General features: G+C 59.3%; 25 protein-coding genes. 13 read left to right on the top strand and 12 right to left on the bottom strand.

All coding sequences use genetic code 11. The annotated features are described in order from the left end of the window. Positions 1-2 precede the first annotated feature (2 nt). Positions 3-863, bottom strand: a complete 861-nt coding sequence (locus ASE04_RS05975) for a sugar phosphate isomerase/epimerase family protein (protein ID WP_056813498.1) — start codon at positions 861-863, stop codon at positions 3-5. Positions 864-916: 53 nt separating this feature from the next. Beyond that, the gene (locus ASE04_RS05970; protein ID WP_056813495.1) at positions 917-2,287 is read right to left on the bottom strand and encodes an amidase; all 1,371 of its coding nucleotides are present in this window, start codon (positions 2,285-2,287) and stop codon (positions 917-919) included. Between the two features lie 222 nt (positions 2,288-2,509). Between ASE04_RS05970 and ASE04_RS29855 the strand changes: the two genes are divergently transcribed. Further along, positions 2,510-2,812: a hypothetical protein gene (locus ASE04_RS29855; protein ID WP_082597269.1), complete on the top strand. Its 303-nt coding sequence runs from the start codon at positions 2,510-2,512 to the stop codon at positions 2,810-2,812. Between the two features lie 80 nt (positions 2,813-2,892). Here ASE04_RS29855 and ASE04_RS05960 read toward each other — a convergent pair whose 3' ends face one another. Further along, positions 2,893-3,654, bottom strand: a complete 762-nt coding sequence (locus ASE04_RS05960; protein WP_082597268.1) for an EF-hand domain-containing protein — start codon at positions 3,652-3,654, stop codon at positions 2,893-2,895. Positions 3,655-3,835: 181 nt separating this feature from the next. Here ASE04_RS05960 and ASE04_RS05955 point away from each other — a divergent pair, with 181 nt between their 5' ends. The 4 genes from ASE04_RS05955 to ASE04_RS05940 all read left to right on the top strand — a co-directional run bounded on the left by ASE04_RS05955 (position 3,836) and on the right by ASE04_RS05940 (position 7,979). Further along, on the top strand, positions 3,836-4,495 hold the full coding sequence (locus ASE04_RS05955; RefSeq protein ID WP_056813487.1) for a TetR/AcrR family transcriptional regulator: 660 nt from the start codon (positions 3,836-3,838) through the stop codon (positions 4,493-4,495). Between the two features lie 426 nt (positions 4,496-4,921). After that, positions 4,922-5,269: an ArsR/SmtB family transcription factor gene (locus ASE04_RS05950; RefSeq protein WP_056813484.1), complete on the top strand. Its 348-nt coding sequence runs from the start codon at positions 4,922-4,924 to the stop codon at positions 5,267-5,269. A gap of 197 nt (positions 5,270-5,466) precedes the next feature. Further along, on the top strand, positions 5,467-7,650 hold the full coding sequence (locus ASE04_RS05945) for a DUF1217 domain-containing protein (protein WP_056813482.1): 2,184 nt from the start codon (positions 5,467-5,469) through the stop codon (positions 7,648-7,650). Between the two features lie 14 nt (positions 7,651-7,664). Then, positions 7,665-7,979 (top strand): DnaT-like ssDNA-binding protein, encoded by a 315-nt coding sequence (locus tag ASE04_RS05940; RefSeq protein ID WP_056813476.1) that lies wholly within the window; start codon positions 7,665-7,667, stop codon positions 7,977-7,979. 11 nt (positions 7,980-7,990) lie between these two features. Here ASE04_RS05940 and ASE04_RS05935 read toward each other — a convergent pair whose 3' ends face one another. The 4 genes from ASE04_RS05935 to ASE04_RS05920 all read right to left on the bottom strand — a co-directional run bounded on the left by ASE04_RS05935 (position 7,991) and on the right by ASE04_RS05920 (position 11,073). After that, on the bottom strand, positions 7,991-8,287 hold the full coding sequence (locus ASE04_RS05935; RefSeq protein ID WP_156408710.1) for a hypothetical protein: 297 nt from the start codon (positions 8,285-8,287) through the stop codon (positions 7,991-7,993). 153 nt (positions 8,288-8,440) lie between these two features. Continuing rightward, a complete protein-coding gene (locus ASE04_RS05930) occupies positions 8,441-9,505 on the bottom strand; it encodes a DUF5666 domain-containing protein (protein ID WP_056813470.1) in 1,065 nt (354 codons plus the stop codon). Then, positions 9,502-10,341, bottom strand: a complete 840-nt coding sequence (locus ASE04_RS05925; RefSeq protein ID WP_056813468.1) for a DUF6502 family protein — start codon at positions 10,339-10,341, stop codon at positions 9,502-9,504. The genes ASE04_RS05930 and ASE04_RS05925 overlap by 4 nt, the downstream gene beginning before the upstream one ends. 96 nt (positions 10,342-10,437) lie before the next feature. Next, positions 10,438-11,073: a TetR/AcrR family transcriptional regulator gene (locus ASE04_RS05920; RefSeq protein ID WP_056813464.1), complete on the bottom strand. Its 636-nt coding sequence runs from the start codon at positions 11,071-11,073 to the stop codon at positions 10,438-10,440. Positions 11,074-11,526: 453 nt separating this feature from the next. Between ASE04_RS05920 and ASE04_RS05915 the strand changes: the two genes are divergently transcribed. The 4 genes from ASE04_RS05915 to ASE04_RS05900 all read left to right on the top strand — a co-directional run bounded on the left by ASE04_RS05915 (position 11,527) and on the right by ASE04_RS05900 (position 16,097). After that, the gene (locus ASE04_RS05915) at positions 11,527-12,822 is read left to right on the top strand and encodes a flagellar hook protein FlgE (RefSeq protein WP_056813461.1); all 1,296 of its coding nucleotides are present in this window, start codon (positions 11,527-11,529) and stop codon (positions 12,820-12,822) included. 12 nt (positions 12,823-12,834) lie between these two features. After that, positions 12,835-14,295 carry a flagellar hook-associated protein FlgK gene (flgK, locus tag ASE04_RS05910; RefSeq protein ID WP_056813459.1) on the top strand — a complete coding sequence of 487 codons (1,461 nt, stop codon included), beginning with the start codon at positions 12,835-12,837 and terminating at the stop codon, positions 14,293-14,295. 2 nt (positions 14,296-14,297) lie between these two features. Then, a complete protein-coding gene (locus ASE04_RS05905) occupies positions 14,298-15,344 on the top strand; it encodes a flagellar hook-associated family protein (RefSeq protein WP_056813456.1) in 1,047 nt (348 codons plus the stop codon). Positions 15,345-15,665: 321 nt separating this feature from the next. Further along, positions 15,666-16,097, top strand: coding sequence for a DUF1810 domain-containing protein (locus ASE04_RS05900; RefSeq protein WP_056813453.1), 432 nt, complete (start codon positions 15,666-15,668; stop codon positions 16,095-16,097). Here ASE04_RS05900 and ASE04_RS05895 read toward each other — a convergent pair. Continuing rightward, on the bottom strand, positions 16,094-16,282 hold the full coding sequence (locus ASE04_RS05895; protein ID WP_056813684.1) for a hypothetical protein: 189 nt from the start codon (positions 16,280-16,282) through the stop codon (positions 16,094-16,096). The genes ASE04_RS05900 and ASE04_RS05895 overlap by 4 nt on opposite strands. 74 nt (positions 16,283-16,356) lie before the next feature. Beyond that, entirely contained in the window at positions 16,357-16,980 is a 624-nt protein-coding gene (locus tag ASE04_RS05890; RefSeq protein ID WP_056813451.1) for a TetR/AcrR family transcriptional regulator, read from the bottom strand. 126 nt (positions 16,981-17,106) lie between these two features. Here ASE04_RS05890 and ASE04_RS05885 point away from each other — a divergent pair, with 126 nt between their 5' ends. Then, the gene (locus ASE04_RS05885) at positions 17,107-17,316 is read left to right on the top strand and encodes a hypothetical protein (protein ID WP_056813446.1); all 210 of its coding nucleotides are present in this window, start codon (positions 17,107-17,109) and stop codon (positions 17,314-17,316) included. Between the two features lie 75 nt (positions 17,317-17,391). Here ASE04_RS05885 and ASE04_RS05880 read toward each other — a convergent pair whose 3' ends face one another. Next, positions 17,392-18,261 (bottom strand): sigma-70 family RNA polymerase sigma factor, encoded by an 870-nt coding sequence (locus tag ASE04_RS05880; protein ID WP_056813444.1) that lies wholly within the window; start codon positions 18,259-18,261, stop codon positions 17,392-17,394. A gap of 111 nt (positions 18,262-18,372) precedes the next feature. Between ASE04_RS05880 and ASE04_RS05875 the strand changes: the two genes are divergently transcribed. Continuing rightward, positions 18,373-18,831, top strand: coding sequence for a carboxymuconolactone decarboxylase family protein (locus tag ASE04_RS05875; RefSeq protein WP_056813442.1), 459 nt, complete (start codon positions 18,373-18,375; stop codon positions 18,829-18,831). Between the two features lie 60 nt (positions 18,832-18,891). On the opposite strand, the gene rhaI is transcribed toward ASE04_RS05875, so the two are convergent. Both rhaI and ASE04_RS05865 read right to left on the bottom strand, forming a co-directional pair. After that, complete coding sequence (gene rhaI, locus ASE04_RS05870; RefSeq protein ID WP_056813439.1) at positions 18,892-20,184, bottom strand: L-rhamnose catabolism isomerase; 1,293 nt, start codon at positions 20,182-20,184, stop codon at positions 18,892-18,894. A gap of 62 nt (positions 20,185-20,246) precedes the next feature. Then, complete coding sequence (locus ASE04_RS05865) at positions 20,247-22,343, bottom strand: bifunctional rhamnulose-1-phosphate aldolase/short-chain dehydrogenase (protein WP_056813436.1); 2,097 nt, start codon at positions 22,341-22,343, stop codon at positions 20,247-20,249. A gap of 198 nt (positions 22,344-22,541) precedes the next feature. On the opposite strand from ASE04_RS05865, the gene ASE04_RS05860 reads away from it, so the two are divergent. Continuing rightward, on the top strand, positions 22,542-23,351 hold the full coding sequence (locus tag ASE04_RS05860) for a DeoR/GlpR family DNA-binding transcription regulator (protein WP_056813433.1): 810 nt from the start codon (positions 22,542-22,544) through the stop codon (positions 23,349-23,351). Between the two features lie 50 nt (positions 23,352-23,401). Continuing rightward, positions 23,402-24,397 (top strand): rhamnose ABC transporter substrate-binding protein, encoded by a 996-nt coding sequence (gene rhaS, locus ASE04_RS05855; protein WP_056813430.1) that lies wholly within the window; start codon positions 23,402-23,404, stop codon positions 24,395-24,397. Positions 24,398-24,468: the final 71 nt, after the last annotated feature.

The following is a 24,468-nucleotide window of genomic DNA, read 5'->3' as shown; positions in this document are numbered from 1 at the left end:
GCTCACACGTTGCTAAGCTGCTTTTCCTGATGGAACTGTTCGATGAATGCCTTCTGCAGCAGAATGCCATCCCATTCATCTGCAAAAAATGGCGAGTCGTAGATCAGGGTGTAGGGCCCTTCGTATCCCGCAATCCGGCATGCTTCGAGAGATTTGCGATAATCGTCCGCATCGATACCCGATGCATCGTAGTTCGCCTTGGCGTGGCAGATCTCGGCACGGCGCATGATGTCGGCAAGCCCGTCATATTTGGCGGGCGCAGACCAGTTGCCGAGGTCGCCGTTCAGACCAACCTTGCCTTCCAAACGATCGAGCAACCAGTTCATCTGCCGTGGGGCAGGCAGGAGATCGAACCAGTTCTCGGTCACAATGCGTATGCCGAATGCCTCTGCGTGAACCGCCATCTGCCTCAGGTGTTTGGCGGAGCGCTCCAGATTCTCTTCGGTCGGCGCCTGTTTGCCTGCAATCACACGCATGCGCTCGGCGCCAAGATAAGCTGCTGTCTCGGCCCAATCGGCGATCCAGCGGCTATCCCTCTCAGCAGTTTGCGGATCGCTGGGATCGCCGTCCTCGACCAGCAATGTCTGCAGCAGAACACCCGAAGCGGTCAGGGCGTCGCGCAGTTCCTCGCAATAGGTTCGGCTCAGGTTCTCCAGATGGAAAGAGCAGATTTCCAGACGATTGATCCCGCGTGATGCGAGCTGGCGTGGAATATCGAGAAGATTGCCGCTCCCAGGGCCATAGGGCTCGGAGCGCGCCGCACTCTTGTCCGGATCTGGGCTATAGCGATAAACCGGCCCCAGCAATCGGTGCAGGGACCATGTGGACACCGCGAAGCGCCCGTTTTTCAGTTGCCTATTCATCTGTTTCCTCCTCCTCGTCGTCCGCCCTATCTAGGCTTCAACGCGTTGGAATATCAAACAAAATCTCCGCGAATAATCGCCTCGGCCGATAACGCCGCACTCAACAGCGTTTCATCGTGGCGTGGCGGCGCGGACAGAAGGAAGCCCACCGGCATACCGGCCTCGCCTGTCCCGCAGGGAATGGAGACCCCGCACCAGTCCAGGAAATTGCCAAGCATCGTGTTGCGCAACGTCTTGCCGTTCACGGCGACAAAAAGGTCGTCGTCCGCCTCAAGCGGAGCGAGCAGCGGGGCAACATGTGCAACGGATGGAAACACCACGAGGCGATGGCCGAGCAGACTGGTTACCTCCTGCACCAACCGATCGCGCGCCTCCACGATCGCGACGTAGTCCGGCATCGAGATCTTCTCGCCAAGGCGCGTGCGCATGACGACACGGCGATCCATCTCCGCTGCTTCCGGCCCGGCCAACCTTTCCCGATGCAATGCGAAGGCCTCGGCCGTCACCAGCGTCCCGTGTTTCGCCATCAGCGCCAGGATTTCGTCGAATGCGGGGATCGCCATCCGCGTGAAGGAAGCGCCCGCCTGTTTCAGCCGTTCGACTGCTGTTTCGAAGGCATCGATGACACCGGCTTCCGCGCCGTCGAAAACCACATTCGTTGGAATGACGATCTCAAGCGTCGAAACATCGCCCGCCGCGACCTGCGGAATCGAAAGGCCGCGCATGGCGGCATCGATCCAGACGGCATCCTGAACGCTGCGGCAAAGCGGCCCGAGCGAATCGAGGCTCCGTGCCAGCGGAAATACGCCATCCATCGGATAGCGCCCGCGGGTCGCCTTATAGCCGACGATGCCGTTGAACGCCGCCGGGATTCGGACGGATCCGCCGGTGTCGGTTCCCATCGCAACCGGCACCAACCCTGCGGCAACGGCAGCACCGGCGCCTGACGATGAACCACCGGGAATGCGCGGCGCTCCCTTTCCGGCTGGATTGGACGGGGTGCCGTAATGCGGATTTATCCCGAGCCCGGAAAAAGCAAACTCACTCATATTTGTCGAGCCAATGGCGATCATTCCACTTCGCTGCAAGGCCGTGACGACGGCGGCGTCCTTCTCGGCTGGCGCCGCCCCGGCGAGCACTTTAGATCCCGCTCGCGTTGCGCGACCCTCGATATCGAGAAGGTCCTTCCAGGCGATGGGGATACCGTCAAGAATGCCAAGCGAGCGCCCCTGGCGCAGGCGCTCGGATGAAGCGGTCGCTTCGCGGAGAGCGCGATCTGCAAAGACCGCGGTAAAGATTGACTGATCGGGATGCTTTCGGATCGCCTCCAGCACCGCCTCCGTTACCTCGACGGGATCCACGACACGATTTTGAATCAAGGCGGAGAGTTGCGCGATCGACATCGCACCGAACGTATCTGACATTGGTCCATCCATGGATCGAGGATAGCGCGAACTAATCCGACTTTCTTAGCCCCGCCAAGCCCCCAAATGTCGGATTAAACCGATTGGTTCGATTTTGTGAACACTGAGTTTATCCAACAGGGCTTATACTCGGGCAGTTGCGACCACAAATGCCGTTGCGTGCGCAGATTCGTCGAAAGGGCAGACCGCGACTGATATGCGCAGTGTTGGGAGTAACCAAAAATGACTGATAGCAACACTTGGGCAGTGCAGGACGGCATGTCGCATCAACATCTAAATGACGATCACGCAAGCGGCGCCGGCGAACATGACTATGCCGACCATGTGAGCGCACAACGGCTCTCCCTTGGAGAGCGCTTCTTTGTCGTGGGCGTATTGGTAATGCTCGGCATCGCCGGCATGACGGCCCACTTCAGCAGTACGCCAGCAAATCTCGACCCTCAAACGGTCGGATCCATCTCCGAATCGCTTCCTTCCCTGGATTACTGCCGGGAACATAGCCCTTATCCGGACCGCTCCTGCTAAGCCTCGCGGCCTGAGAGCGATGACATTTTCGGCTGGCGGCGGGACTGATATCAACCCGCCGCAGCCGCAAGCATAAGTGCTTAAATCGTCAACAGCTGACTCGTTTCCTGGCTATCGAAATCCGGATACTGGAAGTCACCCTGCGGCGGCTGCATTTGCCGCTTCAACGCTTCGACGAACTGATCCTCCGTCAACGAGCCGCTGCTTTCGGTATCCAGGCTATCGAAGAGGGCGTTCGCCTGATCTTCGCTGACGTCATCGGGGCGCGAAGCCGCGAACTCCGCCTGGCTGACGACGCCGTCACCATCCGTATCGAGAGAACTGAAGATATCCGACAGGGAATCGTCCGAGGACGAGGAAGACGGCGGTGGCGGCGGCGGGCCGGCGCCCATCGGCGGCTGGTTGCGCGACATGGCTTCGTTGAGATCATCAACCGACAGCGAGCCAGAATCTTCGGTATCGAAGCTGCTGAACAAATTGCTCGCCTGGTCCTCGCTGACATCGGACGGTCCCGCCGCCACGAACTCGGCAAGGCTCACCTGGCCGTCGCCATCGCTGTCCATTGAGGTCGCGATATCGGTCTGCGACTGCTCGCTGCCAGATGATGCTCTGTCCGACGACGTCTGGTTCTGCTGCATGCTCATCAGCGTCGACATCAGTTGCGAAAGAAGTTTCTGCGCGCTGTCTACAAGCGCGGTGTCATCCGTGGACGTCGAAGACGTATCGGAAGACGACCCGGAGGACACAATATTAGAGGAAATCGATTGGGCATCGGTGGTGTCCGAAGCCAGTTTCGTATAACGGTAGGATGTAGCTGCGGAAGTAGATGTGATCGTCGTCACAATGCGCTCCTATGCGACGGGTGATGAATGAGGCGACGCATTACAGAACTAAACAGTTCTTTAATTATTTGCCGCGAAGCCCGCAATAACAACCCTGGCGGCAAGAAGTCGTAGTTGACACGCAGCCAGAACATTCTGTTGCCGGTTCGGCAGCCGAAACGCTTTGGAGCGGTGGGCCGACATGGATGGATCAACAAACAATCCGGCAGCCGGCAAGCCCGCGCGACCGCGTGGCCGACCGAAAGTGTCGAGCGACGAGGACAAGAGAGCCCAGATCGTCGATGCCGCTCGCAAGATTTTCGTCGAGCATGGCTACGCAGGCACCACGACCGCCCTGGTCGCGCGCGTCTGCAACGTTTCCAAACAGACCCTCTACAAGCTGTTTACCAGCAAGGAAGATCTCTTCACGGCCGTTGTTGTCGCCCACCGCAAGATGATGCTGGATCTCCCTCGCGCCGAGGAAGAAAACCTGTCGGTCAGCGATGCGCTGCAATCGATATTCATGATCGACATCAACGAAGCCGAGGACGACGAGCGCGCTACCTTCATCCAGCTGGTCATGCGCGAATCCGGCCAGTTTCTGGAACTGCGCGAGGTGCTTCACAACGAGGGCATGATCAAGTCCAGGCAAATGCTCGCGGAGTGGCTGAGCAGCCAACAGGAACGCGGCAAGCTCTCTATCGATGATGCCGACAGTGGTGCACGCATGCTCATGGACATGATCTTCGGCGGCATGGGACCACCGGAAGGACGCTCCCAGGCATGGCCAGACCGCCAAGCGCGACGGCACCATCTTCAGCGCTGCCTGAGCATATTCGCCCGAGGTGTTGGCGCAAAGTGATTCGCGGCGATCGCGGCATCAGCGCCGATCGAAGGTGCGCGCTGCTATATTTTGGAACCGAAAAGTACGCGAAATTGCTTCTCGCTGCATAAACGGGCGGGAAATAAGGGCTTTGGCGGCAAAAAACCTGCAGTTTTAACGATCTGTTTAATGCTCTGGCGGATGGTCTGATTATCCCATCCAACCAGGTGAACATGATGTCCACTCCTTATGACCAGCATGGCCGGCCGCCATTGGGCCCGGTGATTCCGCTGCAGACGCGACGACCTCGGCGCATTGTCTGCCCAGATCCAGAACGAGCCTCGGCCCGAGCGCCGAACGCGCGACTCATCTAGGTCGCAGCACCTCCATTTCAGATCAGACCCGTCTTGCGTTGCCCGGCGCTGGTGCCCGCGCACGCATCACTTTGACTTCTTGAGGACGACCATGAAGTATCGCCCCGCGAATCCCGATATCAAGCTGCTCGCCGACCAACTCTCCGTTCTCGGCAATGCCAACCGTTTGACCATCCTCGAACATCTCACGCATGGCGAAATGCAGGTGAACGTGCTCGCCAAGAAACTCGACCTTGGTCAGTCGGCCTTGTCGCAACATCTGGCAATCATGAGAGCATGCGACTTCGTCACAACCCGGCGCGCTTCGCAGGCGATCTTCTATTCGATACAGAAGGAGCCGATTGCGCTTGCCCTCGCCCGCGCGCACGCGTTGCTGGTCGATCAGCAATATGAGCCGGACATGGCGCGCCACGGGACCGAGGCGGCATCGCGGGGCTGAACTGTTCCCCCTCACAAAACCCTAGCGCCGCCGTGGTGAATCATTTATAGAACCATTGGGTTCTGTAATAACTACAGGTAGGTTGCCTCGGGGAACTGCATCTCCGATCGCTCCTTTGGCCGAATGGTTCGCCACCCTGCATCAGACATGAGGCAAGCAAAGGCTTGAACGTCGCCTTTGCTCTCGGGGGCGGGTCCATGGTTTCCACTTATCTCAGTTATCTTTCGGTCGCGAACAATCTCAACAAGTCGCTGTCGGCGGTCGCCTCCAAGGGCGCGGTCGCCAATGAGACGACATACTACAAGGAAAACATCGGCAAGGTCACAACTGTCGATGAATTCATGGATGACTACCGCCTGTACTCCTATGCGATGAAGGCATACGGGCTGGAGGACATGACCTATGCCAAGGCCTTCATGAAGAAGGTTTTGGAAAGTGACCTCAGCGATTCCACAAGCTTCGCGAACACCCTGAGCGATGACCGATACTCGCAGTTAGCGTCGGCGTTCAAATTCGTCGGCGAGGATGCAACCGCTCAAACCAGCGTGCAGCAGTCCTCACTCTTGGCCGAATATGAGAGTTCGTTCGATGAAGAGACAGACTCTATTACAGAGACGACCGACTACTACGACAGCTCGATCAACGATGTCACCTCGGTGGATGACTTTCTCGGCAGCACCAAACTTCGGAACTATGTTCTCGAGGCTTTCGGTCTCAGCACCGATTATACCTCGACGAGCTTCCTGCGCGACGTCCTGACCAGCGACGTCGACGATCCCGACAGCTACGTCAATCAGCTGGGCGACGACGCCTATGTCAATCTGGCGAAGGCGTTCAACTTCAATACGGACGGAAGCGTCAGCGATCCGCTGCAAAGCGACGACCAGAAGTCATTGGTCGAAAGCATGTACGCCATCTCCTCATCGACCTTCGCTTCCACGTCCGTTGGCGAGTCGTACACCACGTACTTCCAGGAGAGAATTGGCAGCATCACGTCGGTGGACCAACTCATGGCCGACGACAAGCTCGTCACCTATCTGCGCACGGCGTACGGCTTGGCGGACTCGGATCCGGATAACTACATCTCGGCATCGTTGAAGAGTTCGTCGCTGGCAACCGCTATCGGGCTTGGCGATCTTCACGATGCCTTCAACTTCGATTCCGACGGAGCACTGGCGGATGGAACAACCGCCCAGACGAACGATCAGACGACGTCCACCACGACAGCCTTCACGGACAACTACAACGTCAGCGATGTTGACACGTGGATAGATGCTTCCGTCTCCAACTATCAGACACGGCTCGCCAGCGTCACGAGTATCGAGGACTTCCTGACCTCGAACACCGACGATGACGACAGCAGTAACGATGATGACGCCGAGCTCTGGCAAATGGCGGCATGCGCCTTTGGTATCGGGTCATCGGAGATCACGAAGAGCCAATTTCGCAAGATCCTCGAAAGCGACCCCAACGATCCGAACAGCTACGTCAACCAACTCAATGACGACCGGTTTACGGCTTTGCGTGCCGCCTACAATTTCGATTCCGACGGCAAGACCTCCGTTCCTCTGCTGGCAATGTCACAGTCGGTGATCGACGACTTCGTCGCCGATTACAAGCAGAACAAGATCCGCCACCTGTCCGGCACGGACAAGACCGAGGCGTCGACCGCCGCGGACACCGAGATGAGCTATTTCGCGACGCAGATGGCGACATTGAAAACGGCATCGGACGTGCTTGCCGATGACCGGCTGGTGAACCTGATGCTCGAGGCAAAGGGCATCGATCCTGCCGATGTCACCGACACTGAGTTGAAGAAGATGTTTGCTTCCGATCCTGATGATCCCGACAGCTACGTCAACGGCCTCTCCGACAACCGCTTTGCGGAGATCGTCGGCTCCTTCAACTTCGACACGGAGGGCAATCTCTCTTCGGACGAGGAAGGAACCGTCCAGCAGCGCGGTGATGTCATCGAGACTGTCAACAACTACGTCAGGCAGACCTTGGAGAGCGATCAGGGTGACAGCAACACCGGCGTGCGGTTGGCACTTTATTTCGAACGCATGGCACCCTCGGTATCGAGTGCCTACGACATCCTTGGCGATGACGCACTGTTCGAGTTTTTTACGACGTCGTTCGGCCTATCGAGCTACGTGTCCAACATGGACGTCGAGAAGCAGGCCGAGATGGTCACGAACTTTATCGACCTTGATGATCTCAGCGACCCCGACAAGGTCAGCGACCTGATCAAGCGCTTTACAGCGATGTACGACACGAGCAACGGCGCCACGACCTCGAGCGCCTCAACGATTCTCAGCGGCGGCTCCACCTCGATCAGCGCCGATACGCTTCTGGCTGTCGCGCAGCTCAAGAGCGGCTGAGGAGCTCATCCGGGATGTCCATTGATCGTCCATATTTTCCGACAACAGAGGAAGAAGAGCTCGAACAGGCCGTCACAATCGCTTCCGAGCTTATCGACCTTTTGCCGTTTCTCGGGGAAAAGCTGCATCCGCAGCAAAAGCGCGCCTGGCCGCGGGTCGGCGTTTATGAAGCGGGAGGTGACGAAATCCATGGCATTCCACAGGAGATCGAGCTTCTGTGCGAAGCCATCGTCACCTGCCTGCTGGCCGACTGCTATTTCGATATGGAATTGCTGTCGAGCGAGGTCGCGCCGCTCCTCGAGCCTCGGACAAAACCTCAACTGCATTGAGGCCGCGAAGCTCAAATCACCTGGGACAGGGCCTTTGACAAACGTGCCTGAAGGCCCATCAGCTCCGCCAGGAAGTCGACATCATCCTGGCTCAGGCGACCGTCTTTCTTGAGTTGCCACAGCTCGGAAATCTGAACGGCAACGCTGTTGGCTCGCCGAAAGAGCTCCACGATTTCGTCGTGGTTCTCCCAGGTGACGATGACATCGGAAGTGTCCGAACCATCGGCAGGCAGATCACAGGGGTAGGCTGCTTGAATGAACTCGCCTTTTGGTAGGGCGATGACGTTGAGCCGCGGCGCGTCGTTCAAGGGAAGCTCCTTTTCCATCAAGCTAGTACGTATGATCCCCAGCCCGAAACGAAGCAGCATCGGGAGGACTCAAGATAAATGGGAATTTTTCCCATTTGTCAAGCTGATGCTAAATAGAGCGCGCGGCGGCGGGGCATCACCCACTCTGTCTTATTAAGGAGGCGGACCTGGAGGTGGGCCCGGCGGTGGCCCGGGAGGCGCACCCGGAGGACCACCGGGCGGTCCCATATGCCCGCCCCAAGGGCCCGGATCTGGACGATTGAAGCCGCCGAAATGACCGCGCGGCCCGCCTGGTCCCATTCGGTTGAAGCGAAACCGGCCATCGGCGCGACCGAAACCGGGCGGACCGGGATCGAAGTTGCCACCTGCCACTGGCAGGTTCACAAACGCGCGTCCGTCTCTACCGGGCGGTTGTATGCCATTCTCATTCAAGTGGAATCCGAGACCGGCCCGTATGGTCGACCCGTTCCTCTCCACGAACGTCTCGATATTGACGGTTCCGCGCGTCAGCCCGGGGACGATATCGTCCGCTTTCACCTTGCCGGGGCGCCATTGCCCACCGGAGTTGAGGAAGGTTACGACAACCCGCTTGCCAAGGAGGTTCGCGGACGGACGACCGACGACAAAGCCCGCGACCGCTAGGTTTCCGTTCCTACGCTCCGCAATACCGCGCAGAATTGGGGCTGTCGAAGCCGGGCGGCCCTCTATGCGGCTGGCAACGATAGTGCCGTCGGGCTTCCTGATCCCGTAGACAGCAATCACCTGCCCAGCCCTCAAGCGCGGACGCGCAGCCAGGTTCGTGACATCGACGGACTGGGCAAGAACGTCTATCCGCCCCTTCCCGATCCCGGAGATGGGGCCGATCACCTCGCTGGTGACGTGGATCGATTGCGCCTGCGTGCGGCTGAGCAGGACGCGGACCACATGCCCAACGCGCATCTTGTCTGTACCGGCACGCTGGCCATCCAGATAGACGGGCACATCCGTCGGATACGGAATCCGCACGCCGTTGACGATGATGCTGCCGAAACCGGTGATCGTCCCGACGATCCCGGTCCCGCCGATGCCTTGGTCTTCGTTACCGCGCAAAGACGCACCTGTGCCGCCGATGCCATGATCGTGCGGCTTCGGCTTCTCCGCCGCCTTTGCGCCAAAAGCGAATGGCAGGAGAGCAACCGCTTGCATGAAACCGCGGCGTGACGTGGCCAAGCGCTTCATTCGCCGGCCTCCGATGCCAGCTGATCGTCATCAGCCCGCAGGATGTAGACGCCGGCAATCCACCGGTGATCGCCGCCCGGGTCGCTCTCGATGGCTTGGTTGGCCAGACGATTCAGCCGCAGCAGCATCGCCATCGCTTCTTCCCGGCTGGCCGCCTCGAGGCGCTTGGCAAGAGCATCGGAAATGTTGTTGTAGTGAACCGCGCGCTCGAAGGAAGGCGGTGCCTCGGCAAGAATGTTCTCGACCGCCGCCACGGCATGGTCATGAAGGTTCCGCGTAAAATAGTGCTGCCGCGTTTGCATGTCCGCGCTTGAGACGAGTGAATCGACGCGAAGGTGGACATGATCGTTTTCGTCAAGCGCGGCAAGGCCACGATCGAGCCATTCATCCAGAACGGCGCGGGCATGCAGATCTTTCGTCACCTCGCCGACGAGGGTTTCGAACGAGAACCCGCCATCCGTTGACGACCGCGGCAAGGCCTTAAACGCACCGGTCTCATCGCAGCAGCGTGGATCGGCCAGCCACCGCGCAACGATGCGGCTGGTGCGGGAGGCCGGCGCAGGCAGAGAATCAACCGAAAGGCTACTCCCGCGCAGCCGGCTGACGTCTTTGCGGTGAATGCCTGTTAGCAGAGATATACGACTGTCCGTCTGCTGCTTTTCAGGAAGCGCGAAGTCCTTCTCGGCAACATCGATAAACAGCCTGCGCATGAGGGCCGAGAACGCGACGTAGTTCAGGCCGCTTGCCAAACAAAGCCGCACCAGCGGCCTCAAGACACGGAGGAGCGTACGCTGCAACGCGTCTTCTGAAAACGGAGGTTTCGGCCGTTGCTTCATCGTCCCGCTCGCGCTGGACGCCGTAGGCCGCAGCTCCTCGGATGAACATCCACTCGCATCATGCCAACCACACGTAGTACTTATCCGTACCAAAAATCAAGATGCGGAGGCGCCCCGCAGGAAAAACCGGATGCAATTCCCCAGGTGTTCTTTCCTGGAGGTCGCATGATCCCATCCGCCTCGCGGGCTCATCCCAGAAAACATCATATCCATCAGCAACCGCGCACAGCTTTCCGGACTATCGAGACGAAGGCTCCCCTTCGCGACCTCGCCGCGCAGCCACTCGATCAGGCAGCTCCTCGCCTGCTGAATTTCCCGAAGAGCCAGGGCCTCTGCCATTTCTGGAATATCTGCCGCTTCGCCTGTAGCGGTACGGATCAACGCGGCATGAACGGGTGCGCTATCGATGCGGAAGATCCTCGCGATCACCTCCTCCATGGGGACGTCTTCGCCGTCGGGTCGAGGCAGATCGAGCAATGCCTGTGCCGGCATCATCGTCGCCGCGATGAACAAATCTTCCTTGCTTGGGAACAGACGGTAGAGCGTTTGCTTGGAAATTTGGCAACGCGCGGCGACAATATCTGTGGTTGTACCTGCGTAGCCAAATTCCGAGAAAGTTCCGCGCGCCGTCTCGACGATCTGCGCCCGACGCGTCGCTTCGTCGTGGGCCGGCGGACGACCGCGCGATCGCTTCACCTCGGAGACGACTTTCTGGGATTCATGCACGTTCATAACTTCAAACGTTCCCTTGGCGGCATCACGAAAAGCAGCGACAGAATGCAGCGATATTTCCGCCGAACGGCACCCTGACCTGCCGAGACAATCACAGCATCCGCTGATACGTCAACTACTTATCCCTAAATAGGGGCGGTGCGGACGCAACTGTCCACGGCTCTGCTATGTCCAGACGTGATCTGTGAGCACGTCGGAGAGCCCAAGAAGTGACAGGCGATTTCTAGGGTTGCGGAAGTTAGCTTTGTCTTTACGGTACCACTAAGTTCTTTAATGATTCACCGCTGATCGGCCGCTGCTTGGTCGAATACCAGCGGGCGTGCGGATGAACCGCACCGATAAAGCCAATCCTATTCTACGCCAGGCGTCACGATTCGTCACACGTTTTCCGTGCGGCTGTCGCTTGCGTGCGAATACGCGGCATGTACCACCAGTCTTGGCAAGGAAAACGCTATGAGCATCTTCGGCAGCATGAAAACAGCAGTATCTGGGATGGCCGCGCAGGCAAACCGCTTGAGCACGGTCGCCGATAACATCGCCAACTCCAATACAACGGGTTACAAGTCTGTTTCCACTGCGTTTTCTTCTCTCGTACTGCCATCCACGACCGGCAACTACAATTCCGGCGGCGTGCAGACGACGGTACGCCAGGCTGTCGCCGAGCAGGGCGACATCTCCTACACGACATCGGCCTACAACCTCGCGATCTCAGGCGACGGCTTCTTCATCGTGTCGGGTGCCGACGGCACACCGGTCCTGACGCGCGCCGGCGATTTCTCCGTCGATTCCAGCGGCAATCTGGTCAATAGCGCCGGTTTCACGCTGATGGGCTACTCCTATGACTCCGGCGCTCCGGCAGTCGTCGTGAACGGCTTTGACGGCCTCGTTCCCGTTAACGTCACCCAGTCCGGCCTCAGCGCGGTCGCTTCGACGTCGGCCTACTTCAGCGGCAACCTCGATTCCGGCGCAGAAGTCGTTTCGGACACCAGCACGCTGCCAAGCGCCAACGATGCATCTGCAGTCACCGACGACACGAAGAAGATGTCGCTGGTTGCCTACGACAGTCTCGGCAACACCATCCAGTACGACTACTATTTTACCAAGACCGGCGAGACCACGGACGCAAGCGGCGCCATCACGGGCTCGACCTGGGAGGTGGCCGTTTACCGCAATGCCGACGCCACGACCGGCGGCACGATATCCTTCCCCTACTCGTCGAGCGCCGTCAGCGTGGCGACCATGAGCTTCGATGCGAACGGCCAGCTCACGTCGGCGACCGATACCGACATTGTCGATCCGGTCACCGCCAAGACGATCACTATGGACTATTCCGACTTCACGCAGCTCGCGTCCGATTTCTCGGCCACGGGATCGGCCGACGGTCAGGCGGCAAGCACGGTCAGCTCCGTCAGTGTCGGAACCGATGGCGTCGTTTCCGTGTCCTATTCGAATGGCACGACGAAATCGCTTTACCAGATCCCGCTTGCAACGGTCGCCAGCCCCGACAATCTCACCTTGCTGAGCGGCAACGTCTACAGCGCCAACGGCGCCTCCGGCGTCACCGTCACTGGCTTCCCCCAGTCGAACGGTCTCGGCTCCATCCAATCGGGCGCACTCGAGAGTTCCAACGTCGACCTCGCGGGCGAGTTGACCGAGATGATCGAGGCGCAGCGCTCGTACACCGCCAACTCGAAGGTCTTCCAGACCGGTTCGGACATCATGGACGTCCTCGTCAACCTGAAGCGATAAGGACGGCCGCCCATGTCACTGTCCGCCGCGCTCAATACGACGAAAAGCATATTCAGCACGACGAGCTACCAAAGCAGCATCGTTGCCAACAACATCGCCAACTCCAGCAACACCGACTATGTGCGCCGGGAAGCGGCGGTCACGACCTCGCTCGATGGAGCACAGGTCGTCGCCGTCTCCCGCGCCCAGGAAGATGCGCTGCTGACGCAATATCTGCAGTCGAATGCAAGCGATAGCGGGCAACAGACTTTGCTCGATGGGCTGGAACAATTGAAATCGATCCTTGGGGGCAACGACTATGAAACGTCCCCAAGCACATACCTTGCCTCCTTCCAGGAGGCATTGCAGACCTTCGCGACGTCGCCAAGCAGCACGATTGCCGCCCAATCGGCTGTGACGGCGGCGCAGGACCTGGCGAACTCGCTGAATGAAGCCAGCGACGGCGTTCAATCCGTTCGGCAGGACGCCGACGCGGAGATTGCCACCCAGGTCGATACGCTGAACACGCTTCTCTCACAGTTCCAAACGGCGAACGATGCCGTGAAAGTCGCGACAGCGACCGGAGCGGATACGTCGAGTGCGCTTGATGAGCGCGAAAAACTGCTGAAGCAGATTTCGTCGATCATCGGCGTCACCACGGTCACGCGTGACAACAACGACATGGCGCTTTACACGAGCGATGGCACGACGCTGTTCGAGAGCACGGCACGTAGCGTCACGTTCAAGGCAACGTCCACCTATGTTGCCGGCACGGAAGGGAATGCCGTCTATATCGACGGCGTAGCGCTGAAGGCCGGAGAGGGCTCCACGACCTCGGCCGACGGAAGCCTGCAAGCTCTGCTTCAGCTCCGCGACGAAGTCGCGCCGACGTTTCAGGCCCAGCTCGAGGAAATCGCCAAATCTCTGGTCTCGGCCTTTTCGGAAACAGACGGCACGACGACAGTGCCGGGCTTGTTCGTGTGGACGACATCGACCGGCGCCGACGGTGAAACGCCAACGTCGAGCGATGTGATCAACGGTATTGCGGCGACCATCTCGGTGAATTCGAGCGTCGTCACCAGCCAAGGCGGCGATCCGATGAACCTTCGGGACGGATCCGTGAGCGGAATCACGGATCTGAACAGCGATGGCAACAGTGGCTTTTCCGATAACCTGAACACGCTCTATTCCGCGCTGGATACGTCCCGCAGCTTCTCGTCCGATGCCGGTCTTTCATCCAGCGTCAGCATCATGTCCTACGCATCGGCATCGATCGGCTGGCTCGAAGAGTACAGGAGCGGCGCGACATCCGCGGCCGAGAACACATCGGCAGCCTTGTCCCGCAGCGACGAAGCCTACTCCAACGAGACGGGCGTCAATCTGGACGAGGAACTGACGCTGCTTCTCGACATCGAGCAATCCTACAAGGCCGCGACGAAGCTGCTCAACACGATCAACGAAATGCTGCAATCGCTGCTCGACCTGGGGACCTGACCATGAAATTGTCGTTCGTTTCGAGCACGGCGCTCGCCACCAGCCTTCGCCAGACCATCAATCAATCCCAGACGCGTCTGATCACCGCATCGACGGAAGCGACGACCGGCACCTACGCCGACCTTGGCGCGTCGCTGGGATCGGGTGCGACCACAAGCATCAACCTGCGCACCGCGATTGATCAGGCCGCTTCGCTGAAGGCGAACAACTCCGTCGTCAGCGTCCGTCTTGACGCCTCCCAATCGGCACTCTCCAGCCTTCAGGATGTCGCGGACTCGCTCGTCTCGAATTTGACTGCCCTGCAGGGCAGCCAGGATTCGACGAGCCTAGCGGTAGCGCAGCAATCGGCGAGCGACACGATCTCCCAGCTGATCTCCAGCGCCAACACGATGGTGAATGGGGAGTATCTGTTTGCCGGCACCAACGTCGACGTCGCGCCGCTCACGGACCAGAGCGCATCGGTGACATCGGCCATTTCGGATGCGCTTCAAAGCTACGCGAGCGGGCTCGGCAAGTCGGTGAACGAACTGACGGGCGACGAGATGACGACATTCATCTCCGATACCGTCGAGCCGATGTTCTCCGAATCCGTCTGGACAGATTCTTCCAGCGGATGGTCGAGCGCCTCCAGCACCAACATGACCAGCCGGATCAGCACATCCGAAACCGTTACATCCTCAACGAATGCCAATTCGGAAGGCATGCGGTATCTCGCTCTGGCCGCGACCGTCATCTCGGCCATCGGATCGCAGGACATCAGCGCGGATGCCCTGAGCGCCGTGACATCATCGGCAATTAGCTACGCTTCGCAGGCAAGCTCGGCGCTGGTGACCCAACAGAGTGTACTCGGGCTTTCACAGGAGCGTGTCGAAAAGGCTAACGACGCGTTGGATGCTCAGTCTTCACTCCTCACGACACGGCTCAGCGATCTGCAGGGCGTCGATACCTATGAGGCGTCGACATTGGTCAACACGCTTCAAACACAGCTTGAGACCGCCTATACGCTGGTCTCGAAGCTGCAAAGCCTGAGCTTGGTCAACTATCTCTGATGGGATTCCAGCAGCTTGCCCGGCAACAGGAAGACGCGGGCGCCTGCCTGCCTCTCACTTCGGTTGAAACCGGCTGATCTCTATTCCAGCCCCTACAGCCAACAGCACGCTCGTAGTATCGGACTTTGCGCGGACGGTCCCTTCCATAAGTCGACAAGCCGCGTCGCTCGGTCTTGTCGACGCTCACCTTCTGCAGGGCCCGGAATAGCGGAAAACCGCCAAGCCTCAACGAAGAGAGCGATAGGCCGCGTTTATCATCGCCAGCCCCGACGGATTGGACTTTGTGATCGATCACCACAATTAACGTCCCGGAGGTGCACCATGACGATAGACTTCGATTTAGACCGCTTTATCGACGCGCAGAATGAGATCTACGACAAAGCTCTGCGCGAACTCCAGGCGGGGCGAAAACGGTCGCACTGGATGTGGTTCATCTTTCCGCAAATCGCCGGACTGGGATCGTCTTTCATGGCAGAAAAATATGCCATCCGGTCGATCGAGGAAGCTGGCGCGTTTCTGGCAGATCCTATCCTCGGACCCAGACTGCATCGATGCGTCGACGCAGTGCTGGCAACAAAGGAGCAATCGGCTCACGACATCTTCGGCTCGCCGGACGACCTCAAATTGCGCTCATCCATGACCCTGTTTGCCGCCATCAGCGATCATGATTCGGCATTTCACAAGGTCATTGAGAAATTCTACGACGGCGCCTTCGACACCAGGACGATCGAACTGCTGGATGCACGCAGCTAACCTGTCGAGGAGTGCTCCAGCTGCTCGATTTCGTCGTATATTTCACCTAGCCGCTCACGCAGCTCGTCACCGGTACCATCGTTGATGTCGTCGTCTCCGAAGCAGTCGCGCGCATCGTAGAGTTCAAGCTTTGCCTCTAGTTCCGCTCGCTTCGCATAGAGGCGATGGAGATAGGTGTAGTTCATCGTTTCCCGATGTCCCATGATTTCACTTATCGTGAAAACGCATGGCATGGGCTCAGGTTCCGGCGACGTACCTGCTAGGCAAAAGCGGTGATGGCAGCGCTGCAGGCCTTGGAGAAATGATTGCAACATGTGTCGTTGCCCATCGCCTGGCGCGTGACGCGAGCGCCTTCCAGAAGGAGCGTCAATGTATCTGCCAATAGTTTGGGTTCGCGCGCGCCGGCTGCAAGACAGAGCGCTTCCAGTCTGTCGCGTTGCTCGGCCTTGTGGCGTTCGATCACGCCATAGGCCGGGTGCCCCTCACCTTTCAGCTCGATCGCTGCATTCGCAAGGTCGCAACCGACGTGTTCGCCACAAAGACTTTGCGTTCGCGCTTCGACCCATGCCCGGAGCTGTTCCTTGGGGTCATCAGGGTGAGCGGTTTCGAGATCTCGCCAGATCGCCTCGGCTTTTTCCGAGGCACGACGAAGCGTCTCGCAGACCAGCTCATCCTTGGAGCCGAAGTGGCGATAGAGCGTCATCTTGTTGGTCAAAGCGGCATCTGCGATTGCGTCCACGCCGATACCGCGGATGCCATGCTCACGAAAAAGCTCAGCAGCGGTCGAGACGATACGCTCCCTGGGCGGGATTTTCTCGTCGGTATTTGCGGGAGACAGCAGGCTCAAAGTTTCAGATTTTTTTGCGGACAAGGTCCTTGACATCCATGTGACCGATCGGTAACAAATGCATTGTTACTTACCGGTAACACCACCCTTCGTAAAAGTCAATGTCGATGAATATGCGACTGCGGTGGAACACGGGCTACAGCCCACGAAAGGAGGCAAACCATGAGCAAGACCAGAGACGACCTGACCATTACAGAAGCCCTTCGTGATCCCCTGATCGCCATGGTGCTCCGCGCCGACGGCGTGAAACTCGATGACTTCAAGCGTCTCCTCGAGACGGCGGCCAAGAAGCGCGAGCAGAGAACCTCTCCGGTGGGCAAATTTCTGAACGTGATTTCCAACAATCCGGCTGCCATGTGCAGCTTTTGCTGAAGTTTCGGGCGTTTCCCTGCCCCTATGAGAGTCGCCGCTGAGCAAGCGGCGGCTCTTTCCATTTAGGCTCAGCTCTCAGATCAACTCGTACCGCAGCTTTCCGAGATATTCCGGATCAGCCACAGCATCGATGCCCGCGATTTTCTCGCCGTCGAACGTGAGGAGCAGCACGACGTGCAACCGCCCTCCAACCACGACCACAAGCCCGAACTCGCCATCGATAAGTGCCGGCTGCGCGCCTTGAGCCCTGCCCTTGAAGGTATCGGCAACAGCCGCCGCGCCGTAAAGCTCGCTCTCGGCGCCGTAGCGCATCGCAGTCACATCGGGAACGAAGACCACCTGCGGATCGAGGATCGAGAGCAGCGCGCCGATATCGCCCAGCCGCGAGGCTGCGAGGAACGCGTTGACGATCTGTCTCTTGCGGGACGTGTCCGCCTCTGGAGCGTCAGTCCGCCCCTGGACCCGTCGGCGGGCGCGACTTGCGAGCTGGCGCGTCGCCATCGATGAGCGATTGATGATCGGCGCGATATCGTCGAACGGCAGATCGAACATGTCGTGCAGGACAAATGCGATACGTTCGGCCGGCACCAACCTCTCCAAAACGATCAGAAGCGCCAGGCCGACGGAGTCTGCAAGGGCAACTTCCCGTTCCGGGTCCGTCGTTCTCGACGTATCGACAACATGCTCATGCGCCAGTGGATCAAACGGATCTTCTCGCCGCGTCTTTCGTGAGCGCAGCATGTCGAGGCAGATGCGCGCCACAACGGTGGTCAGCCACCCACCGACATTGTCGATCGCTTCCGCGTCCGAGCGACCAAGCCGCAACCACGCCTCCTGAACCGCATCGTCGGCCTCCGTCCGGGAGCCGAGCATACGAAAGGCGACAGCGCCAAGGTGCGCCCGGTTCGCCTCAAATTCGCCCGCCAGCCAATTTTTCTCGTTCATTGTCACATTCCTCCAGCCTGTTCCGTCAACTCCATGACGAACGAAACCCGACCGATGTGACAAAGCACGGCGGGCAGCGTCATTTTGGAAAACACATCAAGGAGAAACATCATGCAAGCAAGAATGGGAAATCCAGCCGTCGTCGTTCCAGAAGCGATGCAGGCGCTACACGCGCTCGGAACGATCCCCGCCAAGTCAGGCCTGTCGCCAATCCTGCTGGAGCTCGTCAATCTGCGTGCAAGCCAGATCAACGGATGCAGCGTCTGCATCGATGGGCATCCCCGAATTGCCAAGAAGGCAGGAGAGACGGACGAGCGGCTGTTTGCCGTCAGCGCGTGGCGGGACACACCCTATTTCACCGATGCGGAACGCGCCGCACTTGCGTTGACGGAAGCCGTTACCCGCGTCAGCGATCGCGCCGACCCGGTGCCCGATGACATCTGGGACGAAGCCGCGCGGAACTTCGACAGCAAGAGCCTGGGAGCGCTCGTGATTGCTATCGCCAACATCAACGTCTGGAACCGGCTGAACATCGCAACCCGGCAGATTGCCGGCCAGTGGAAGCCGTAAACAAAATAGGGCCGCTGTCTCATCGACAGCGGCCCTACGAAAAGCCTTGGGAGGCTGGGATCAGATGATGCCGCCACCGCCGGCCGCGGATGCGGGACGCTCCGCTGCGACCTTCTTGCGGTAGCCGCTGGCGCGGTAGGTTGCGACCGGATCGATCGCGCCGCCGGCACGACGGCGGGCTTCGGCGAGGATCGGCTCGACATCCGTACGGTAGCCACGCTTCAGGGTTTCGGTTGCCATCAGGGCGTCGTTTTCGTCCTGGAAGCCCGTGAGCGCCTGACGGTCGACGATCAGCGCCTGAGCATAGGCGCGGCGGATTTCGTTGGCGCTGTTGATCAGGCTCTCGATCGGATCGGTCACATTATGCGACTGATCGATCATGTGCGCCGGGTTGAAGTCGTTGACGCCGCGCTGCTCGGCCTCGACCAGTTCGTTGAAGACGAGGAACAGGCGGTAAGGATCGATCGCGCCGGCGTCGAGGTCGTCGTCGCCATACTTCGAGTCGTTGAAATGGAAGCCGCCGAGCTTGCCGAACTGGATCAGGCGGGCGACGATCATCTCGATATTGGTGTTCGGCGCATGGTGGCCGAGATCGACCAGGCAGTGCGCCTTGGGGCCGAGCGTCTGGGCGATCAGGTAGTTGGTGCCCCAGTCCTGGACCACGGTCGAGTAGAAGGCCGGCTCGTACATCTTGTGCTCGGAGAACAGCTTCCAGTCCTCGGGCAGCGCCTTGTAGATGTCGGCCATCGAGGCGAGGTAGCGTTCGAAGGCGCGGGTGAAATTGCTCTGGCCGGGGAAATTCGAGCCGTCGCCGACCCAGACCGTCAGTGCCTTGGAGCCGATCGCCTTGCCGATCTCGATGCATTCGATGTTGTGCTCGACCGCCTGCGCACGGGTTGCTGCGTCCGTGTGGCTCAGCGAGCCGTACTTGTAGGAATGGGCCTGGCCTGGCGCGTCGGAGAAGGTGTTGGAGTTCATCGCGTCGAAGCCGAGGCCGAGCTGTTCGCCCTTGGCCTTCAGTTCCTTGACGTCGGTCTTGTCCCACGGAATGTGGAGCGAGACGTTCGGCGTGGCGCGCGTCAGTTCGTTGATGACCGAGCAATCGTCCAGCTTGTCGAAGATCCCGCGTGGTTCGCCGGTGCCGGGGAAACGGGCGAAGCGCGTGCCGCCGGTGCCGACGCCCCAGGAGGGAACGGCGACGAAGAATTCGGAGACGCGACGCGTGATGTTTTCAATGTCGACGCCGCGGCGCGAAAGATTGGCGCCCAGCGCTTCGTAATCGGATTTGAGCGCGGATGCGCGCTTGTCGTTTTCCTGCGCAATCAAATCCTGCGCGATTTTGGACTCGGCCATGAGTTCCTCCCGAGATAAATGATAAGACGCGGCGGGCGAGGCGCCCGCCGCAGCAATTTGACTTAGCGCGGGAAGCTCTGCGCGTTGCCGGCATCAACGTTGATGATGTTGCCGGTGGACTTTGCCGAGAGATCGGACGCCAGGAAGTAGATCGCCTCAGCGATGTCCTCAGGGAACACGTTGAGCTTCAGCATGGAGCGCTTGCGGTAGTGCTCCTCCAGCTCGTTGATCTCGATCTTCGACGATGCCGCACGCTGCTCGCGCCACTCGCCGTTCCAGATCTTCGATCCGCGCAGGACTGCATCGGGGTTTACGGTGTTGACGCGAATGCCGGCTTCCGCGCCTTCGAGCGCCAGGCAACGGGCGAGATGGATCTCGGCAGCCTTGGCCGTGCAGTAGGCAGCGGCGTTCGGCGACGATGCCAGGCCGTTCTTGGAGGCGACGAACACGACGTTGCCGCCGAGGTTTTGCTTGCGGAACAGGCGGAAGGCTTCGCGCGAAACGAGGAAGTAGCCGGTCGCCAGGATGTCGATGTTCTTGTTCCACATCGAAAGCTCGGTGCTTTCGATCGGCGCGGACGAAGCGATACCGGCGTTCGAGACGAGGATGTCGACGCCGCCGAATTCGACGCAGGCTTCCGCGAAGGACGAGATCACGCCGTCTTCCTTGGTCACGTCAAGCTTGACGCCACGAACGGCATCGGCGCCGAACTGCTTGGCGAAATCGGCCTTCGTGCCGTCGAGCGCTTCCTGGTCGATATCGGCCAGAACCACGCAGGCACCCTCGCCGATCAGGCGGGCAGCCGTCGCACGGCCGATGCCGCCGGCACCGCCGGTGACGAAGGCGACCTTGCCGGCCAGGCTCTTCGGCTTCGGCATGCGCTGAAGCTTGGCTTCCTCGAGCAGCCAGTATTCGATATCGAAGGCTTCCTGCTCAGGCAGGCCCTGATATTCGGAAACGGTCGACGCGCCGCGCATGACGTTGATGGCGTTGACGTAGAACTCGCTGGCGATACGGGCCGTTGCCTTGTCGCGGGCAAACGACAGCATGCCGACGCCGGGAACGAGGAAGATGACCGGGTTCGCATCGCGCATGGCGGGCGAATTGTCATGCTTGCAGTCGTTGTAATAGCGCGCGTAGTCGGCGCGGTAGTCTTCGAGCGCCTTGTCGAGACCGGCAACGATCGCATCCACATCCGGCTTCGCCGGGTCGAAATCAACGATCAGCGGGCGGATCTTGGTGCGCAGGAAGTGGTCGGGGCAGCTGGTGCCGAGCGCGCCAAGCGGCTGCAGGTTCTTCGAGTTGACGAATTCGAGAACGGCATCCTGGTCGTCGAAGTGGCCGAGCTTGCGTTCCGCCTTGCCTATGCGGCCGCGAATTTCGGGCATCAGTCGGGCCGCGATGGCGCGACGCTCTTCAACCGGAAGGCTCTCAGTTGCAACGCCACCGAAGATCGTCTTGCCTTCGGTCTTTTCGGCAAACCAGACGATCGCCTTGTTGATGATGTCGAGCGTCAGTTCGTAGCAAGCCTTTGCATCGTTGGCCCAGGTGAAGAGACCATGGCTTTCGAGCACGACGCCCTTCGAATTCGGGTTTGCCTTGACAAAGGCTTCGAGGTCGAGGCCGAGCTGGAAGCCCGGGCGACGCCATGGCAGCCAGCCGATGTCGGCGCCGAAGATCTGCTGGGTCAATTCCTTGGAGTTCTTCGAAGCGGCGATCGCGATGATCGCATCCGGATGCATGTGATCGACATGCGTGAAGGGTACGAAACCATGCAGCGGCGTGTCGATCGAAGCGGCGCGGCTGTTCAGGTTGTAGGTGCAATGCGGGAGGAAACCGACCATGCGGTCTTCGTCTTCAACGCCCTTATAGATGCCCTTCAGCGAGTCCAGCTTGTCCTGGTAAAGGGTCGCAAAGCCGTCAAGCTTGATGGTGCCGACGTCGCCGCCCGAACCCTTGACCCAGAGAACCTTGATCTTCTCGCCGGTCAGCGGATCGGTTTCCATGACCTTGGCCGACGTATTGCCGCCGCCATAGTTGGTGATGCGCTTGTCAGCACCCAGCAGGTTCGAGCGATAAAGCAGCTTTCCAGGCTCATCTAGGCCTGCTGCATATGAATCGTCCCAACGATTATCAAGAAGCCGGACGGTTGCCGCCATGTCATCCTCCCATGTAAAATTTCTTGGACGCACGAACGAACTTCGCGCCCTTTGCGGTGACGGTATCGCTCATCGAAATGGACATTGTCAATCGAAAACGATCAAATTCGATTATTGTGCAGCGCAATATGAAATTTTCTGATCGTTTTTGATTGACAGGTTATCACAACTGCGAAATAAGCAAGCTAGGAGGACCCCATGCACGAACGCGAACGCCATCGCATCATACTCAGCGCCGTTCAGGAAAAGTCTGTCATCACGATTCAGGATATTTCCGAATTGACAGAGGCTTCCGAGGCGACGATCCGGCGTGACATCGCGGCCCTTCATGTGCAGGGAAAGATCCGCCGTGTGCGGGGTGGCGCCGAGGCTGTGCATCCGCCGCAGCTCGGAAATCTCGCCGGGCGCCCTTTCCGGGTTTCAGAATCAGTCAACATCGATAAAAAACGCTCAATCGCGCGGGCAGCCGTCGATTTGTGCGATCCGGGCGATGCGATCATCATCAATGGTGGCACGACCACCTTCCAGATGGTGCATTTCATGGCTGCGCATCGCATGCAGGTCATGACCAACTCTTTTGCGATCGCCGAGCATCTGGTCAAGCACTCGAAGAACACGGTCACCGTGCCCGGCGGCGTGATCTATCGCGAGCAGAGCCTGATCCTGTCGCCCTTCGACAACGATGCGATCCGCAATTTCTACGCCCGTCGCTTCTTCATCGGAGCGCAGGGCGTCGGTCCGCTCGGCATCATGGAAGCTGATGCGCAGATCATTCAGAGCGAACAGAAGCTGATGCACCAGGCCGACGAACTCGTGGTCATGGTCGATTCCAGCAAGTTTAACCGCCGGTCGAGCCTCATTCTGTGCCCGCTCGACCGTGTCTCGACGATCATCACCGATGACGGCATTTCCGAGGAAGCCGGGCGGATGATCGAAGATGCGGGCATCAAGCTCGTCGTTGCGAGCACGATCTCGCAAGCGAAGGAGGATTCCTCGTCGGTCGCGTGAATGGCGCCGGCAGGATGTATTTAAGTCTTAACAACGTGGGAGGATGAAGCATGAAACTCGCAAAAACACTGGCAGTAGGCGTCGCCTTTGCAGTCGCGCTGATGGCAGGTGCTGCAAGCGCCAAGGACATCAAGATCGGCCTGGTCGTGAAGTCTCTCGGTAACGGCTTCTTTGAAGCCGCCAACAAGGGCGCACAGGAAGCAGCCAAGGAACTCGGCGGCGTAGAGGTAATCTACACCGGCCCGACCTCGACGACGGCCGAAGGCCAGATCGAAGTCATCAACTCGCTGATCGCGCAGGGCGTTGACGCCATCGCGATCTCCGCCAACGACCCGGACGCTGTCATTCCGGCCCTCAAGAAGGCCAAGCAGCGTGGCATCAAGGTCATCTCGTGGGATTCCGGCGTCAACAAGGACGGCCGTATCCTGCAGCTGAACCCGTCGTCGAACGAACTGATCGGCAAGATGTGCCTGACGCTCGTCAAGGACCACCTTGAAGGCGGCAAGGGCGATTTCGCGATCCTGTCTGCAACCACCACCTCGACGAACCAGAACATCTGGATCGGCGAGATGAAGAAGCAGCTCAAGGACTTCGCCGGCATGAACCTCGTCACCACCGTTTACGGTGATGACCTCTCCGACAAGTCCTACCGCGAAGCCGAAGGCCTGCTGAAGTCCAACCCGAACGTCAAGGTCATCGTCGCTCCGACGACGGTCGGCGTTCTGGCTGCTTCCAAGGTTGTCGAAGACAAGGGCCTCGTCGGCAAGGTCTACGTAACGGGTCTTGGCCTGCCGTCCGAAATGGCCGGCGCGATCAAGTCAGGTGCGACGAAGGAATTCGCGATCTGGAACCCGATCGACCTCGGTTACTCCGCGACGCAGATCGCTTACCACCTCGTAAAGGGTGACGCGACCGGCAAGCCGGGCACCGAAATCGAAGCCGGCCGCATGGGCAAGATCAAGGTTGATGAAAAGGGCGAAGCCGCAATGGCCGATCCGTTCATCTACAACGCTTCGAACATCGACCAGTTCTCGAAGGTTTTCTAAGACCCCGCGATACAAGCAAAAACCCGGCGGTTCACGCCGCCGGGACGTTCCCATTGAACACTGGTAAAACG

The sequence above is a fragment of the Rhizobium sp. Root708 genome (assembly GCF_001429725.1).
Lineage (GTDB): Bacteria > Pseudomonadota > Alphaproteobacteria > Rhizobiales > Rhizobiaceae > Rhizobium.
The sequence above is the reverse complement of the archived record's forward strand: the minus strand, read 5'-3'. Positions and strand labels throughout refer to the sequence as shown.